The organism is Streptococcus infantis (assembly GCF_047464415.1).
GTDB lineage: Bacteria > Bacillota > Bacilli > Lactobacillales > Streptococcaceae > Streptococcus > Streptococcus infantis_AE.
Genome location: NZ_JASHBX010000002.1, coordinates 32506 through 49619 on the forward strand (window position 1 = coordinate 32506; position 17114 = coordinate 49619).

General features: G+C 40.4%; 13 protein-coding genes. All 13 read left to right on the plus strand.

Annotation, left to right across the window (positions count from 1 at the left end; all coding sequences use genetic code 11):
• Positions 1-2: 2 nt before the first annotated feature.
• The 13 genes from QM460_RS01645 (at position 3) to QM460_RS01705 (ending at position 17018) form a co-directional block, all read left to right on the plus strand.
• Positions 3-4364 carry a phage tail tape measure protein gene (locus QM460_RS01645; RefSeq protein WP_414289005.1) on the plus strand — a complete coding sequence of 1454 codons (4362 nt, stop codon included), beginning with the start codon at positions 3-5 and terminating at the stop codon, positions 4362-4364.
• Between the two features lie 12 nt (positions 4365-4376).
• Positions 4377-5240 (plus strand): phage tail domain-containing protein, encoded by an 864-nt coding sequence (locus QM460_RS01650; RefSeq protein ID WP_414289007.1) that lies wholly within the window; start codon positions 4377-4379, stop codon positions 5238-5240.
• Between the two features lie 12 nt (positions 5241-5252).
• Positions 5253-10202: a phage tail protein gene (locus QM460_RS01655; RefSeq protein ID WP_414289009.1), complete on the plus strand. Its 4950-nt coding sequence runs from the start codon at positions 5253-5255 to the stop codon at positions 10200-10202.
• A complete protein-coding gene (locus QM460_RS01660; protein WP_414289011.1) occupies positions 10199-10411 on the plus strand; it encodes a hypothetical protein in 213 nt (70 codons plus the stop codon). Before QM460_RS01655 ends, QM460_RS01660 begins: the two co-directional genes overlap by 4 nt.
• The gene (locus QM460_RS01665; protein ID WP_414289012.1) at positions 10401-11036 is read left to right on the plus strand and encodes a hypothetical protein; all 636 of its coding nucleotides are present in this window, start codon (positions 10401-10403) and stop codon (positions 11034-11036) included. The genes QM460_RS01660 and QM460_RS01665 overlap by 11 nt, the downstream gene beginning before the upstream one ends.
• Positions 11037-11044: 8 nt before the next feature.
• Entirely contained in the window at positions 11045-11326 is a 282-nt protein-coding gene (locus tag QM460_RS01670; protein WP_015997071.1) for a hypothetical protein, read from the plus strand.
• Between the two features lie 14 nt (positions 11327-11340).
• The gene (locus tag QM460_RS01675) at positions 11341-11571 is read left to right on the plus strand and encodes a phage holin (protein WP_414289014.1); all 231 of its coding nucleotides are present in this window, start codon (positions 11341-11343) and stop codon (positions 11569-11571) included.
• A 9-nt stretch (positions 11572-11580) separates the two neighbouring features.
• Positions 11581-12477 (plus strand): GH25 family lysozyme, encoded by an 897-nt coding sequence (locus QM460_RS01680; protein WP_414289016.1) that lies wholly within the window; start codon positions 11581-11583, stop codon positions 12475-12477.
• A 544-nt stretch (positions 12478-13021) separates the two neighbouring features.
• Positions 13022-13465, plus strand: coding sequence for a dUTP diphosphatase (locus QM460_RS01685; RefSeq protein ID WP_000701995.1), 444 nt, complete (start codon positions 13022-13024; stop codon positions 13463-13465).
• Positions 13466-13862: 397 nt separating this feature from the next.
• The gene (locus QM460_RS01690; RefSeq protein ID WP_414289018.1) at positions 13863-14219 is read left to right on the plus strand and encodes a hypothetical protein; all 357 of its coding nucleotides are present in this window, start codon (positions 13863-13865) and stop codon (positions 14217-14219) included.
• Positions 14212-15597 carry a DNA repair protein RadA gene (radA, locus tag QM460_RS01695; RefSeq protein WP_414289130.1) on the plus strand — a complete coding sequence of 462 codons (1386 nt, stop codon included), beginning with the start codon at positions 14212-14214 and terminating at the stop codon, positions 15595-15597. Before QM460_RS01690 ends, radA begins: the two co-directional genes overlap by 8 nt.
• 70 nt (positions 15598-15667) lie before the next feature.
• Complete coding sequence (locus QM460_RS01700; protein WP_153225591.1) at positions 15668-16363, plus strand: TIGR00266 family protein; 696 nt, start codon at positions 15668-15670, stop codon at positions 16361-16363.
• A 160-nt stretch (positions 16364-16523) separates the two neighbouring features.
• Positions 16524-17018, plus strand: a complete 495-nt coding sequence (locus QM460_RS01705) for a beta-class carbonic anhydrase (RefSeq protein WP_049509169.1) — start codon at positions 16524-16526, stop codon at positions 17016-17018.
• Positions 17019-17114 lie beyond the last annotated feature (96 nt).

A 17114-nucleotide genomic window follows, 5' to 3' on the forward strand; every position in this document is an offset into this window, starting at 1 on the left:
GTATGAGTTTTGATGGTTCTATTTACGCTTATATTGGGGCAGATACTAAAGATTATGAAAAGTCAATGAATGAAATTGTATCGAATACAAAGAAAGCGTTCGATGATGCACAGAAAGCTGCGGTCAATAGTTCGAATCAAATGATTCAAAAAATAGGTCAATTGATGAATGAGCTCGCGACTTCAAATGCTTCAATAGGTCAAAAAATAGGCCAAGGATTCAAAGGTGGTCTGAATATCGCTCTTGGTGAAATCCAACGTATCGCATCCAACATTGGTCAACGATTGCCCGAACCCATACAAGCAGGTTTAGCAAAAATAACACAAGCATTCACTAGTTTAAATTCTAAAATTTCAAGTGCTTTATCTCCAATTTCGAACAAATTTTCACAATTAGGTAGCACAATAGGAAATACCTTTAGTTCTGCTTTAGGAAAAGTAAATAATTTTACAACCCAAGTCGGAAATTCGTTAGGTGGTAAACTGATTAGTAAAATCAGTGCCTTATCGAGCAAAATTTCAAGTGGGCTTGGGAACGCTTTTCAACAAGCAGGTAGTAAAGCTACTAACGCCCTGATGGGAATTGTGAATCATACAAATCAAGCGGCATCTGCTACAAGCAATCTTATCAAGACAGCCCTTGGTATTTCAGCAGCTTATGCCGGATTTAACTTTATTAAGAATGCAATCGGTGGTGCGATTACCAAATCAGCAGACTTTGAAGCACGCATGAGTAGCATCAAGGCTGTTACTGGTTCTAGTGCTGACGTCATGAAACAATTTCACGATGCAGCAATTAAAGCTGGTGCTGATACAGCATTTTCTGCAACTGAAGCAGCGGATGCCATTGAAGAATTGGCAAAAGCTGGGGTATCTACAAAAGATATTTTAGATGGTGGTTTGACAGGTGCTTTGAACTTGGCTACTGCTGGTGAACTTGACCTGAAAGAAGCCGCAGAAATAGCATCTACGGCATTGAATGCATTTAAAAAAGATAATCTTTCGGTAGTTGATGCAGCAAACCAACTAGCAGGAGCAGCAAACGCATCTGCTACAGATGTGCACGAATTAAAATACGGTCTTTCTGCAGTCGCCCCTGTGGCTAGTGGTTTAGGTCTTTCTTTCAGAGATACAACTAACGCCTTGGCAGTATTTGCTCAAAATGGTCTTAAAGGTTCGGACGCGGGTACATCGCTTAAAACGATGCTGATGAATTTGCAACCTCAAACTAAAGGGCAATACAACGCAATGAGGCAGTTGGGTATCATTACAGAAGATGGTGCTAATAAATTCTTTACTGCCGAAGGTAAAGTAAAATCATTTGCTGAGATTTCCCAAGTGCTTAAAGATAGTTTAAGTGGTTTAACAGAACAACAGCAACAACAAGCTTTGAAGACATTGTTCGGTACGGATGCGGTTCGTGCTGCAACTATCGCAATGAACGAGGGAGCAGATGGCGCAAACAAAATGCAAGCAGAAATCAGTAAGGTTACTGCTGCGCAGGTTGCTGCCGAAAAGTTAAATAACTTAAAAGGTGCTGTTGAAGGTTTAAGCGGGTCTTTTGAAACTTTACAGATAAAGCTTGGTGAATCTGTACTGCCATTATTTACTACAATCGTCAAATATGTGGATAAACTGGTAGATAAATTTAGTCAATCACAAGGTATTCAAAATTTCACTGATGCAATGGCTACTATCAATCCTGTTTTAGACCATTTTTTGAATGGAACTAAGTTGGCAGATGGAGCCATGGAGAAATTCAAAGGAACGATGTCTTCTGCAGCACCTATCCTTAGTTTGTTAGGTGGGCTTTTAGCGTTTAGTCCGGCAACTAAGGGCTTGACAAAATTGACAGGTATTTTAGGTGGTCTTGGCGGAAAAATAAGTAGTTTCGGTGGTGTTATAGGTGAAGTATTCCTCAATGCTGCGGTAGATGTCGGTGTTTTCTCTTCTAAAATAGGTGGTATTCCTGGTGTTTTAGGAGACGCTGCATCCAGAGGTATTAGCATTCTTAGCATGATGTCGCAAGGAATTGGATCTGTCATGAGTGTAGCTTTGGCTGCTATTGGTCCTGCTGCAATCCTTGGGCTCGTAGTTGCTGGATTAGGAATCATTAACAATCAGTTTGGTACCCAGATAGATCAATTGTTAAACACAGTAACCACAAAAGGCCCTCAAATCATTCAAAATCTTGTCTCAGGTATAACAAGTCAAATTCCTGCTTTGATAGCATCAGGAGCGGATTTAATTGCTAAATTTGCTAGCGCTTTTGCAACTATGTTCCCTGTCTTGGTACAGGCTGGTGTTGATTTGATTGGTAGTTTGGTTCAAGGAGTAGGACAAAATGCTACATCTCTAATCAGTTCAGCAGTGACTGTGATTGGAACATTTGTGCAGTCTATTGCTAGCGCACTTCCGCAGTTGCTTGGTATGGGTGTTGAATTACTAGCAAATCTAGTTCAGGGCGTTCTTAATAATCTTCCACAGATTTTACAGTCAGCTCAACAGGCAGTGACGACATTCTTGACTGGTCTTGGCCAACAAATGCCACAGATTATCCAAAATGGAATCCATATCCTACAAAATCTAGTAACTGGTATCGTCCAATCATTACCAACCATTTTGCAAATTGCAGTACAGGTTATCACATCCTTTATCCAAGGATTGGTATCTAATTTGCCTTCAATAATTCAGGGCGGTATCCAGCTAATCGTGTCTCTCGTGACAGGTTTGATTCAAAACTTGCCACAAATCATAGCTTCAGCAGCTCAAATTGTATCTTCTCTTACTTCCGGTTTGAGACAAGCAGCACCTCAGTTGATTCAGGGTGGTCTGCAACTGATTGCTCAATTAGTTATCAGTTTGATTGCAGGTTTGCCGAAAATTCTTGAAGCTGGTACTAAAATTATCTTTGAATTAGGTAAGGCGATGTTAACAGCTGTTCCTGAAGCAATTAGTGGAGTTGTTTCAGCAGTAGGAGATTTCTTCGGTGGTATGTGGGATTTTGTCACCGGAAAAACAACCGAAGGAAGCGAAGTTGTTAAGGCTAAGACGACAGAAATGTCGGATCATGTTTCTGCTAAAACATCAGAAATGTCGACGAATGCAACCTTACAGGCGCAATCTATGCAAACGAATGTCGGTCTTTCTATGGATGCAATGAACCTTGATACTCAAACCAAGGTAAATACTATGAGTACAAATGTCGATACAAGCATGCAAGGACTTGCGGCAGCTGCCGGTACCAACATGCAGACATTAAGTAGTAATGTATCCACAAATATGCAACAAGCCCAAACAACTGCAACGACTGAATCAGCTACTATGAATGCAAATGTCACTAGCAATTTAAGTGGATTGAATACAAGTGCTAGTTCATATTTACAAGCACTTCAAACAGATTCAAATACCGCGTTCCAGACTGTTCAAAGCAACGCAAGTGCTATCTCTAGCAGTACAGCAGCTGCTGTTTCGGGTAACTATAGTACCATGAGTGGAAACGCGACAGGCTCTGCGAATAGTATGCAGGGATCTACTACCTCGGCATTTTCTACTATGCAGTCTAATGCTGAAAGCAGTTCTCAAGCAGTTGCGAACGCTGTCACAAGTAACTTCAAGAATGCTGAAACTGCTGCGACAAATGCCATGAATGGTGTTTCTAAGGCTGTTACAGACGGCATGAATAAAGTTGACCAAGCTGCAACTTCGGGCGGGAACAAGATGACTCAGACATTCGATAGTGCTCTGAACAAGGTCAAGAGTTATGTCCAACAAGGGATGTCTGCCGTCTCTTCTGCTTTTAATAGCGGAATGAATCAAGCTGTCAGTGTTTCATCTTCTGCAAATAGTCAAATTGTGAGTATCTTCAATGCACTAGCTAGCCATCTGTACTCTGTCGGTGTCCATGCAGGTTCAGGTCTCTATAATGGATTAGCAAGCATGGCTGGTAGTCTTTACTCACTCGCATATTCAATCGCTTCAAATATTGCAAGCGTGATGCGTTCTGCTCTGGATATTCATTCTCCATCTCGAGTGATGAAATCTATTGGTGGATTCACAGGCGAGGGAATGTATATCGGTATGTCTGATTGGGTGCGCAGAATCAACGGTGTTGCGAAACAGTATGCGATGGCGATCACAGACCAAAGTTATGGCGTTGATAGCTTGATTACGACTTCAGCCAGCGTGAATAATACTGGTCTGAAATCAAGCTTGGAAAATCTAAGTGATGATGTGAAGAATTCTCAATTATCAAATGCTACATTTGAAATCCATAACGAAATTGTGGGCGACAAGATTTACACGTCTGTTAAAGAGCGAGAAGCTCGTGATCGTATCAAAGACGATTACTTTGTTTATGAATAGGAAGGCTACGAAATGGATTTACTGATTACACATGCTAATGCTGAGATTAAATTATCTCAGCTCGGCATTTATAACATTAAAATTGTTGATAGTACGCCTTCTATTGAGGTAGACAGGCGGACGGTTAAGGGGCGCAGCGGATATATCCATGACGGGATCACCTTGCGCCAAAAAACAATTAAAGTTTCTGGAAGGTTGGCAGTTGCCAGCCTTTCTGCATTTATGGAAAAACAAGATGAGCTTGCAGGTTGGCTTTATGGTGATGAACCTTATTTCATCACTAAAATGCACCCAGTACAAGATGAATTGTATGGATTTGAGCTACCTGGAGCTAAAACAGGGGATTTAAACCTTTTAGATATTCCTCACACTGCTTGGAAGTATCGATATAAGGTGCATATCAGCAATGAAATTGATTATAACTTTATCGGTAAATCAGCAGCAGGTATGAAATATAACATTTCTTTTGAGCTGGTGACTGCTGAGATGCCATTTGGCGAAACTGCACCTCGAGACATTGTTTTGACTGGAGGAGTTATTCCATATAAGGGCACAGCAACTCTCAACCAGCTAGAAGTGCCTTATGTAGTCGAATTGACTGCAAGCGCTAGCCAAACAAACTTCTTTTTGGAAATTGATGGCAGACGTTGGGTCTATAATCATACTTCAACACCGATTAAAGAAGGCGATAAATTGCGCTTATCCGGTGTCGAAAATGTAATTTACAAAGGCATGGCATTGCCAGATTTGAACATTAACATTCGAACAAATTATGAATATTTTGTCATTCGACCAAATCCGCAGAAGCAAGTTCGTTATTCAACTGATTTTAGAGGGACGATCAAAATTCTAGGTTTTAAAGAGCTATATAAGTAAGGAGGTGATGGGTTGATTACATTTATTGATGAAAAAGGTACGGAACATAGTGCTCTAGTTGCTTATTCTGTAACTAATGCGGTCAATGGTGAATTGTCTGTGAAGGGCACAATCTATACCAACGATAAAGTCTTGCACGGTATAGGTCGGGGCTGGCGTTTTCGTTTAGATGATGAGTATTTTCGTATTACTTACGCAAAACCTAACGATACAGGACGACATATTGAGGTTGAATTTGATGCGGTTCATCAATTCTTCTACGACATGTCAAAATCTATGGTTTACACTACTTTGAATGGCTCAAAACCATTTGAAACTTACCTACAAGCGATCTTTTCAGGTAGTGGCTATACTTACAATTTGGAAACGACAGTCGGGTCTATTCGAAAAGAAAATTTTGGGAATAAGTCTCGACTGTCACTTTTCAACGACATTATCAAGGCCGCTGGTCTTGAATTTTCTGTCCGTGGTCATGTCATTCGAATCTTAAAACGAATCGGAACAGACCTATCTACAATCGTTCGTAAAGATTTTAATATGAACGAGCTGAAAATAGAAAAAAATATCAATAGCTTTGTAACCTACCAACGTGGCCTCGGTGCTTGGAAAGACGATGAGGATCATTCAAAAGGTCGTTATGAAACATCATACGAGAGCCCACTATCTGCTATTTATGGACGAATTGAGGCAGATCCTATTGTAGATGAGCGCTACAAAGATACAGGGAAGCTGTTAGAGAGGCTGAAAGAAAATGTGGATAAGTCGTACAAGGTTTCTGTCGAAATTGATATGGAAGACTTATCACAAGCCGGCTATCGAATCAGTCGTCCGAATCCGGGTGATTACATCATGGCCATTAACGAAACCTTGGGATTTCGTCAAAAAGTCCGCATCGTGTCGTTTACCAGCGAATATGATGTAGGTGGCAATCTAATTAGTCGAAAGGTTGTCTGCAACGATATTGGAACGGTCCAGCGTGTAACAAGTGAAATTAGTCATTTATCACGTACGCTAACTGATTCAATCGAAGGAAGCGAACGCGCTTTAAAAACGGCAACAAAAGCTTTAGTGTCAGCAGATGGAAAAAACACGAACTACTTTGGAGATGTGAAGCCGTTAGATGTGCCAAAAGGGACATTGAGAAAAGGCGATCGCTTATTTTTGACCGTCGGTGACAAAAAACAACTATACTTTTGGAATGGTGCAGAATGGGAGCTTGAACCAACAGAATTCGACCACGAGAAATTCGATATGGAGTTCAATCGAAATTCTCAAGAAATTAAAAAAACTATCCAAGAAAATAGGCAAAAGGCTGAAGAAGCCTTGCGAAACGCTGGCGCAAGCAACTTACTCGCTCAGGAAGCCAAGCGGATTGGGTTGGACTCCATCGCTAGACTTGAAGCATTTAAGTCACAAGCTATGGGCGCTCAAACGGCTCTGTCTGGTGATTTGGATGCTCTGAAACGGACCATCGCGAATGATATTCGACCGAAGCAAGAACAGGTTACAGCTGAGATTGTCAAGCAAGTTGAAGCACTTAACCGAACTAAGAATGAATTGGCCGGTGTGAAGTCAGCGCAATCGACGTATGAAGAGACAACGACTCGTAGACTGGCAGAGCTGACCAGCTTGGCCGATGGTAAGGCAAGCAAGTCAGAGCTTGTGCAGACAGCTGAGGAACTGGCTAGTAAAATAGCTAGTGTTCAGGCATCTGGCCGAAATCTATTCTTGAATTCGCTTTTTAAAAAGGACATTTCAAAAACAGGAATTTGGACGACGAGTACTTACGAGGCTACTATTGATAGCACTGATAAGTATTTAGGTCATAATGCCTTAAAAATCGTTGGTCAGAATCCATCTGGCCGAGATAACGGTAATCCTAAGATTACTTACCCAGCTTTTGGTCAGTTTGGAAAAGTAATTTCTGGAAGTACGACCAATCAAGATGTGACCATTAGTTTTTACGCCAAGGCAAGTAAAAACGGAATACTTCTAAGATCACGATTAGGTAATATTAACTATAAAACCGGAAATGTGATATTGTCGACAGAAATTAAACGATATGTTGTCCATATTCCAAAAGGTTGGACGAACGAGTCTAAATTCTCAACAAATGAATGGTTGTTCAATTTCAACCAAGAAGGAACAGTTTGGATTTGGATGCCGAAGTTTGAAATAAGCGATGTAGACACTTCTTATTCAGAAGCTCCCGAAGATATAGAAGGTCAGATTTCAGCAGTTGAATCCAACTTTAAACAGCGCGCTGATGCACTAGACGCTGGGGTGATCCGTCTCACTGAAGGTATCAGAACCAAAGCGGATATCAGCTCACTCAACGTGACTGCTGAGAATATCAGGCAGTCCGTGAAGAGTTTGGAAACAAGCACGCAGAACAAGCTGGATCAGAAATTGAGCATGACTGAATTTGAGGTGCGGGCTGGTTCTATCCATCAGGAAATCCTGAACGCAACCAAGGATAAGGCAGATAAGACTCTGGTCGTGGCTGAAGCTGGGAAATTGCGAGAAGAATTTTCAAACTTACGGGTTGGTGGAACTAACTTGTTGAAAGGCTCAAAAGGGCCTTTTCTTCCAGATCGGAAGCCAGCTAATTTTGATAACGCCATTCTGTATGTAGGACAGACGTCTATCTACATGGAGCAAGGACAGGAATACATTATTTCTGCTAAAACAGACGGGACCTTTACAGCTCATCACGACGGGAATAAGGAATCCGATAACGTAGTTCTTTGGATTATGGACAAGGATGTCAGAAATTATCAAATTGTATCGGACCTCAAGACAGGTACCACAGGAACGAAAATCATTTGGAATAAGCCTACAGGGATTTATCATCTGCGCGTTAACACTTATCACAAAGAAGCGACCAAGAGCGTCTGGGATGTGAAGATTGAAAAAGGCAATGTCGCCACCGACTGGAGTCCTGCGCCTGAGGACACTGATGGTCTCATCACTGAAGCTAAGGCTATCTTTGAGCGGACAGCTCAGGGGTTGCGAACCGACTTATCAGCTATTCAGGAATATGTCAATAAAGACGGTCAGCGACAGGATGCATTGCAACGCTACGCTCGTGAGGAAAGCGCAAAACAAGCAACAGCTGTACGTGAGTTGGTCGCAAGAGACTATGTTGGTAAATCAACCTATCAGGAAGATGTGAGAGGTCTTGAGCGTAGGTTCGAAGCTATTACCAACCCACAAAATGGTTCGATTGCCACTCAGATTGCTAACTACAAAACAGCAGTAGATGGCAGATTTTCAGATATCACTTCATTGATTGCTGGCAAGGCTAATCAGACGGACTTCCAGCGTGTGAAGGAAACTAGCCAACTCTATGAACGGATTCTTGGAAATTCTGAGAACGGTATCGCTGACAAGATAGCCCGAATGGCTATGACCAATCAGCTATTTCAAGTTGAGGTGAGTAAGGTCTTTGAAAATCATCGAAATCTATTTTTGAGTTCGACTGCAACGAAAGGATTCTTAGGTAACGCTGGGGTTATTAATGTTGCGAATAGCACACAAAAAGAGATCACATCTGATTTCATTTCAGTAGAACCAAACGAAAAAATTATTTTTCAGCATTGGGTAACTCTTCCTGAGAATGGAATGGCTTGGACGGCTTGGCAATTTTTCGATAAGAACAAAAATTCTATTGATGTCCGCAGAACAGGCTTGAATGCCTATAAAACAACAACAGGTAAGCAACACAATATCAATCAAATTATTGTACCAGCCAATGCCTATTTCATCAGAGTATCGGCTCGTATGTATAATGATGGTTTGATAAAAATAGAACGCGGTTCAGCTCCGTCTAATTATTCAGCAACTCCCGAAGATACCGATGAAGCTATTCGCACGGTTCAGAGTCAACTAGCTGGGTCGTGGGGAGTTCATAATAAGAACAGTGTCAACGAAATCATAGCTGGTTTTAATCTAGCAGGTCGAAATGCAGGAATTAAAGCAGAGACTATCAGACTTGAGGGGAATACTCTGGCTGATAAATTAACTGCAATTGACGGTTACTTCAAGCGCTTGTTCGTTGGTGAAGGTACGTTCGCGACTCTGAATGCAGATGTTATACGATCGAACTCTATCACGGCAGATAAGCTGGTCATGGATATGGCTATGGCTAGAAGATTTGTATCAAGTGACCTCTTCACAGATACGCTTGCTGCTAAGGAAGCCTTTATCAATAAGCTTCGGTCAGTCGTCGTTACTGCCACTTTTCTAGAAGGTTTTCAAGGTAAAATTGGAGGTTTCAGATTTGGTCAATACACAAACAGAAATGGATATTTCATAACAGGAATTAACTCTGTTAGTGTTGGGATGGGTAACGGAACGAACGCTGGTGCGAACAGAAACGCATTTTGGGCAAATTGGGGCGAAAGTCTTGATACCCCTGGTCCAAAATCTTGGTACGTAAATACAGACGGTACGATGTACTGTAGAAATGAAGTATCTTTTTACTCAACGGTAGATTTCGCAAGCACATCAAAGGTTAATTTCTACTCAAGAGTAAATGCAGAAAAAGGTCTATGGTTAGCTTCTGATGATGTTTTTGGTGAAGGGGAGAATCCTGTTGGTGGATACAATCGAGTTGTTTGGTGGAGCCAAATTGTTACCGGAAAATTTAGACAACACGCTGGAATCACAACTGGTTCAGATAGAAGATTGAAAGAAAATATCGAACCTACACCGGTCAAAGCTTTGGATAAAATAAATGCCTTGAATTTAGTAGCATTTGACTACATTAAGGATAAGACTCATGAAGAAATCGGTTTGATAGCGCAGGAAGTGTTAAATATTATCCCTGGTTCTGTCGAGAAATACGAGGGCGAGGATAATCACTTAACAATCAATTACTCAAAGTTCGTACCTTATTTAATTAAGGCGATTCAAGAGTTAAACGAAAAAATAGAAGAAATGGAGAAAACAGTAGCATGAATGACAACACGAACGACGTAGTAAATCAACTGATGCTTGATTCACTAACCAAAAAGTTAGGAGCAAGCGCACAAGACTCAGCGAAGTTCGAGGCCCTTTATCTGTATGTAGCAAGTGAGCTACATACGATGAAAGAGGTTCTTGAATATGATCCAGCTCTAAAAGAGCTCTTTGAAGAAGTGAAAGGAAAAATGACAAATGGCAATTAACAATTATGAACTAGCGAGCAAGCCTTATACACGAGGCTTCGGAGACAACATTAAGACTGTGGTAGAAATTCGTCTATCTGAAGGCAATCGATACAGTACGAACATGCGTGAACTTTTAGGAGACCGTACAAATGAATCAGAAGATATCTTGATTCAAGCAGTGCTTGATATCCTAAAAGCCGAACTAGATCCGGGCAGTGCTATCGTCAAGACACAAGCGCAGCTTGAACAAGCTGAGCAGGAAATCGCTCAAAACAAGAGCGAGCAGGATAGACTTTCTGCGCTTATCAAGCAAACTGAAGAGAATGGCAAGGTAAACCAGAAGGTCATTCATGTTCTTGTCTTGAACTCTGTCATGAGCAAGAATATCGAGTACGGCACGACTTATAAAGAATTGGTTGAGTTGATTCCACTAGCTGAAGTTGGTAAGACCTACTTACCACACGACCTAATTACCATTGAAGACCCTGAGCACGTTGAAGTGAATGGAGAAGGGAAACGCATTTTGGTTCAGCTTAATAAGGAATTTACTTACAACGGCGAGCCTGTCAGCGCATTTGTGACAAATGGCTCCCTGGAGCAAAACGGAACTGGTGTTGCTTGGAAATTTGAAGGGAAAGAGTAGAGGTGTATATGCCAGGATATGAACGATTTCTCGTACAGATCTTCATCACCCTTATCCCTGTGATTGGCCTTTATTTTTCGATGAAAGATAAAGCAACCAAACAAGAGAATCGTCTTACGATTTTAGAGAAAGATATCGAAAATCTGAACGAATTCAAGACATCAGCCAACAAGCGGCTCGATAACCACGATGAACAGAACAAAGCTATCTTAGTACTAGCTGAACAAGTGAAATCACTTGGTGAGGATGTGAGAGAGCTTAAAAATTTGATTCAAAACAAACAACAGTAAAAGGAGAATAACACATGATTAACTGGAAATTGCGTTTGCAAAATAAAGCAACACTTATTGCTCTTTTGGGGGCAATCTTCTTGATGGTTCAACAATTCGGCCTTGAAATTCCCAAAAATATCCAAGACGGTGTGAACACATTCGTTTACATCCTGGTATTGATTGGTGTCGTGAATGACCCAACCACAGCAGGGATTTCGGATAGCAAACGTGCACTCGAATACTATGAACCAAGCGAAGACTAGGAGAAAACAATGAAGAAAAACGACTTATTCATCGACGTATCTAGCCACAATGGATACGATATTACAGGTATTTTGGAGGATATGGGTACACAGAATACCATTATCAAAATTTCTGAAAGTACAAGCTATATCAACCCTTGCCTGTCCGCTCAAGTTGAGCAATCAACCCCTGTTGGATTTTATCATTTCGCATGGTTTGGAGGTGACATCGAAGAAGCTGAACGAGAGGCACGCTACTTCCTTGATAATGTACCTCAAAAAGTAAAATACTTGTGTCTTGATTACGAAGATCACGCTAGCGGAGATAAACAGGCAAATACAGATGCATGTATTCGCTTTATGGAAATCCTCAAAGAAAATGGCTATGAGCCAATCTATTACAGCTATAAGCCATTCACACTCAATAATATTTATTATGATCAGATTCTTGAGAAATTCCCAAACAGTCTTTGGATTGCCGGCTATGGCTTGAACGATGGGAACGCTGACTTTGAATATTTCCCATCCATGGATGGTATTCGCTGGTGGCAATACTCAAGCAATCCGTTTGACAAGAATATAGTGTTACTAGATGACGATGAAGAAGATATTTTGATCAGCAAAAACACTAGTACAGACATTGATACCGTAGCAAACGAAGTCATTCAAGGCCTTTGGGGCAACGGACAAGAACGTTTCGATAATCTAACAAATGCCGGATATAATGCGCAAGCAGTTCAAGATACAGTCAACAACATTTTAAACGGCGAAACAACAAGTGACAGCGCTAATTCAGATCTTGATAGCGTAGCGAATGAGGTCATTCAAGGCCTTTGGGGCAATGGGCAAGAACGTTTCGACAATCTAACAAACGCTGGTTACGATGCACAAGCTGTTCAAAATCGAGTTAATGAATTGCTTTCTTAACGAACTCACTAAAAAACCTGTATAAAATCAAAAATATAGTACACTAACCGCAGGCTCACGCTTGCGGTTTTTTTGTTTGCTCTGAAATAAAATGTGGTATAATATAGTTAGATAATCTAATATTTACCACTTTCTGAAAACACTAGCGGCAACTAGTGTTTTTTGTTTTGAAAAGGGGCAAAAAAGGGGCAAAAATGTCGTAAACCTCTGTAAAACGATGTAGAAAATCAACTTTACCCTCGCTTTAACGCTCTAAATTTCAACGTATTGTGAAACAGTGTAAATTATAGTATCGCCTATAACTGTTGTGTGCTCTTTTTTTGTGCTTTAAAGAAAATAGTTTAAGTATGGCTAAAAAGGAATGAGTTTGTTAATAAAAGGGAAAATAAGTGACATTTTAAATATCTTTAAATTTTTTGTATGATTTTATTGTTTGCTTTTTGATAGGACACTTTTCTTTATTTTATATAGAAGATTTTTCGTGCTTTTTTCGAATAAATAAGATAAAATAGCCTAGAATATAAGATTTAAAAAGAGGGAAAATATGAAAATTCGTGGTTTTGAATTAGTTTCTAGTTTTACAGATGAGAGTTTGCTACCGAAGCGTGAGACAGCACATGCAGCTGGTTACGACTTAAAGGTTGCTGTGCGTACGGTCATTGCTCCAGGAGAGATTGTCCTTGTTCCAACAGGGGTTAAGGCTTACATGCAACCGACGGAAGTGCTTTATCTCTATGATCGTTCTTCAAACCCTCGTAAGAAGGGCTTGGTTTTGATTAACTCTGTAGGTGTCATTGATGGAGATTATTATGGTAACCCAGGAAATGAAGGACATATCTTTGCACAGATGAAGAACATTACTGATCAAGAAGTGATTCTTGAAGTTGGGGAACGCGTGGTTCAGGCTGTCTTTGCTCCATTTTTGATTGCTGATGGCGATGCGGCAGATGGTGTTCGGACTGGTGGATTTGGATCAACTGGGCACTAAGATGAAGTCTTTGGGAGTCGAGAGACTTTTGATAGAAAAGAAAATGTTGGAGAAGTATGTCTGGATTATATTTTGAAGTGAGATCAAGGTTAAGGCGAGAGTTTAACTGGTGGGAAGACATAGGGTTCAAATTTTTTGAAGTTGTTCTACTTTTATTACTAATAAGTTTTATTATGGATTTAGTATCTTCTAATTCATATGTTACAATTACAGATCTTTCAAAAATATTAATATATTTTTTAATTATCGTAGTTTCGTAATATTTAGAAAAAATAAAGTAATAAACATTGCAATACAATATAAGCAAAATAACATTTTAACTCTAGAAGATATTGATGAGCTTTTAAAAGAAATTAAAAAATCAGTCAATTCTACTAGAGATTTAATAAAATGGGGAATGGGAATTTTTGCAACAATTACAATTGCTTTTTTATCCATTGCTTCAACATTATTTTCAAAAATAATTGATTTATTAACGAAAAATATTTCAGAAACAGAACTATTAAAATATTTCAAAGAATTATCAATTGAAACTATAATAATAGAATGGATAAAAGTTCTATTTTCAATTTTGATTATAGTTGTTGTATTCTTGTTGGTTATATATATCATATTAGATTTATTCACTTATAATAGAAGATTTGTTTATAATATTTTAATAAATTTTCAGTATAATGCTTTCCAAACAGGAGAGATAAAACAAAAAAGATTTTGGACATCGTTGAAAGAAATATTTTTTATAGATTATTTTTAATAGAAAGAGGTTTATCATCGCAAAGAAAAAAGCGACATTTATATGTCAAAATTGTGGGTATAATTCCCCTAAATATCTAGGACGTTGTCCAAACTGTGGGTCTTGGTCTTCTTTTGTAGAAGAGGTCGAGGTTGCAGAAGTCAAGAATGCACGTGTGTCCTTGACAGGTGAGAAAACCAAGCCCATGAAACTGGCTGAAGTAACTTCCATCAATGTCAATCGAACCAAGACGGAGATGGAGGAATTCAACCGTGTACTTGGAGGCGGAGTCGTACCAGGAAGTCTTGTCCTTATCGGTGGGGATCCTGGGATTGGGAAATCAACTCTGCTCTTACAAGTCTCAACCCAGCTGTCTCAAGTGGGGACAGTCCTCTATGTCAGTGGGGAGGAGTCTGCTCAGCAAATCAAGCTACGAGCAGAGCGCTTGGGTGATATTGATAGTGAGTTTTATCTCTATGCTGAGACCAATATGCAGAGCGTGCGGGCAGAAGTGGAGCGCATTCAACCAGACTTCCTCATCATCGACTCTATCCAGACCATCATGTCTCCTGAGATTTCAGGAGTGCAAGGATCTGTTTCCCAGGTGCGTGAGGTGACGGCTGAACTCATGCAGTTGGCTAAGACTAATAACATTGCCATCTTTATTGTCGGGCATGTGACCAAGGAAGGAACCTTGGCTGGGCCTCGGATGTTGGAGCATATGGTGGATACGGTACTTTACTTTGAAGGGGAACGCCACCATACCTTCCGTATCTTGAGGGCGGTCAAAAACCGTTTTGGTTCGACAAACGAAATTGGGATTTTTGAGATGCAATCAGGTGGATTGGTTGAGGTGCTCAATCCGAGTCAAGTTTTCCTAGAAGAACGTTTAGATGGAGCAACTGGTTCGTACATCGTGGTGACTATGGAAGGAACCCGTCCTATTCTTGCGGAGGTTCAGGCCTTGGTAACACCGACTATGTTTGGTAATGCCAAGCGGACTACAACAGGCCTTGATTTCAATCGTGCAAGTCTGATTATGGCTGTTTTGGAGAAACGGGCAGGTTTACTTCTCCAAAATCAGGATGCTTATCTCAAATCAGCTGGTGGTGTCAAATTGGATGAGCCTGCTATTGACTTGGCAGTTGCGATTGCTATAGCTTCGAGCTATAAGGACAAGCCAACCAATCCTCAGGAATGTTTTGTAGGAGAACTTGGTTTGACGGGAGAGATCAGACGTGTGAATCGAATCGAGCAACGGATCAATGAAGCTGCTAAGCTTGGATTTACAAAGATATATGTACCGAAAAATTCCTTAACTGGTATCAAGCCACCCAAGGAAATTCAGGTGATCGGAGTGACGACTATCGGAGAAGTCTTGAAGAAAGTATTTTCCTAATAGTTGTACTCAGGTTTAGATTACTAATTATTTTATTGCTAACATTTATTAAAACAAGGAGGAATTTCTGATGAAATTTTCTATGGACAGTCATATGCAATTTCCTTTGGTAGAGTTGTCACTCAATCAAGGAGAAACCGTCTATATCCAGCGCGGTAGCATGGTCTACCACACGCCTAACGTAAGCCTCAATACCCAGCTCAATGCCAGCGGTTCTGGTTTGGGACGTTTTGTCAAAGCTGTGGGACGCTCTATGGTTTCTGGCGAAAGTACCTTTATCACGCAAGCTGTTGCTGAGTCTGACAACGGCAACCTTGCTTTAGCACCAGATACTCCTGGTCAAGTGATTGCTCTCGAGCTAGGAGAAAAGCAATATCGATTGAATGATGGAGCCTTTCTAGCTCTTGATGGTACAGCTTTCTATACAATGGAGCGTCAGTCTATTGGGAAGGCTCTGTTCGGAGGGCAAGGCGGTCTCTTTGTGATGACAACCCAAGGTCAGGGAACTCTTTTGGCTAATGCTTTTGGATCTATTAAGAAAATTGAGCTTCAAAACCAAGAAGTGACAATTGACAATGCCCATGTGGTGGCTTGGAGTCAATCTTTGGACTATCATATCCACTTAGAAAATGGTTTCTGGCAATCTATTGGTACAGGCGAAGGAGTGGTGAATACTTTCCGAGGTACTGGTGAGGTTTATGTACAAAGTCTCAATCTTCAAAGCTTTGCAGGCTCTCTCAACAAGTATATCCAAAAAGAATCATAACAATAAAAACTAGGATAGGGACCCAAGCTAGATGCTAGAAGTCTCTGTTCTAGTTTTTTTATATGGAAGTTGAAAACTGACAAGACAAAGAAAAGATGGTAAGATAGAAGATAAATAATTTGGTTTTCAAATTATCTTAAAAGTAAGAAAGTGTGTTGTCATGTCGTATTTTGAACAGTTTATGCAAGCCAACCAGGCTTATGTTGCCCTACATGGGCAGTTAAATCTGCCAATCAAGCCTAAAACCAGAGTAGCCATTGTGACTTGTATGGACTCACGTCTGCACGTTGCACAAGCTTTGGGGTTAGCACTTGGAGATGCTCACATTTTACGGAATGCGGGCGGTCGAGTGACAGACGATATGATTCGCTCACTCGTGATTTCTCAGCAACAAATGGGAACAAGAGAGATTGTGGTTCTTCATCATACAGACTGTGGTGCTCAGACATTTCAAAACGAAGAGTTTCAAGAACATTTAAAAACTGAATTAGGGGTTGATGTCTCGGGTCAAGATTTTCTCCCTTTTCAAGACGCTGAGGAGAGTGTTCGTGAGGATATGCAGTTACTTCGAGAATGCCCATTGATTCCAGATGATGTGGTTATTTCAGGGGCTGTTTATGATGTAGATACAGGCAGTATGAGAGAGGTATACTAACTTTTCCTTTGTGAGTTCCTATCTTCCTATGAGATAGAATGTCTAAGTTGTCACATTTCAGCTTGAATATAAGGAATATAAATGAGCACAAGACAA

What these genes read in the sequence shown, in the direction of transcription:
- QM460_RS01690 (WP_414289018.1), top strand. Translation starts at nt 13,863, where the DNA reads ATGGGAATTTTTGCAACAATTACAATTGCTTTTTTATCCATTGCTTCA.
- QM460_RS01660 (WP_414289011.1), top strand. Translation starts at nt 10,199, where the DNA reads ATGAATGACAACACGAACGACGTAGTAAATCAACTGATGCTTGATTCA.
- QM460_RS01650 (WP_414289007.1), top strand. Translation starts at nt 4,377, where the DNA reads ATGGATTTACTGATTACACATGCTAATGCTGAGATTAAATTATCTCAG.
- QM460_RS01675 (WP_414289014.1), top strand. Translation starts at nt 11,341, where the DNA reads ATGATTAACTGGAAATTGCGTTTGCAAAATAAAGCAACACTTATTGCT.
- QM460_RS01680 (WP_414289016.1), top strand. Translation starts at nt 11,581, where the DNA reads ATGAAGAAAAACGACTTATTCATCGACGTATCTAGCCACAATGGATAC.
- QM460_RS01670 (WP_015997071.1), top strand. Translation starts at nt 11,045, where the DNA reads ATGCCAGGATATGAACGATTTCTCGTACAGATCTTCATCACCCTTATC.
- QM460_RS01685 (WP_000701995.1), top strand. Translation starts at nt 13,022, where the DNA reads ATGAAAATTCGTGGTTTTGAATTAGTTTCTAGTTTTACAGATGAGAGT.
- QM460_RS01700 (WP_153225591.1), top strand. Translation starts at nt 15,668, where the DNA reads ATGAAATTTTCTATGGACAGTCATATGCAATTTCCTTTGGTAGAGTTG.
- QM460_RS01665 (WP_414289012.1), top strand. Translation starts at nt 10,401, where the DNA reads ATGGCAATTAACAATTATGAACTAGCGAGCAAGCCTTATACACGAGGC.
- QM460_RS01705 (WP_049509169.1), top strand. Translation starts at nt 16,524, where the DNA reads ATGTCGTATTTTGAACAGTTTATGCAAGCCAACCAGGCTTATGTTGCC.
- QM460_RS01645 (WP_414289005.1), top strand. Translation starts at nt 3, where the DNA reads ATGAGTTTTGATGGTTCTATTTACGCTTATATTGGGGCAGATACTAAA.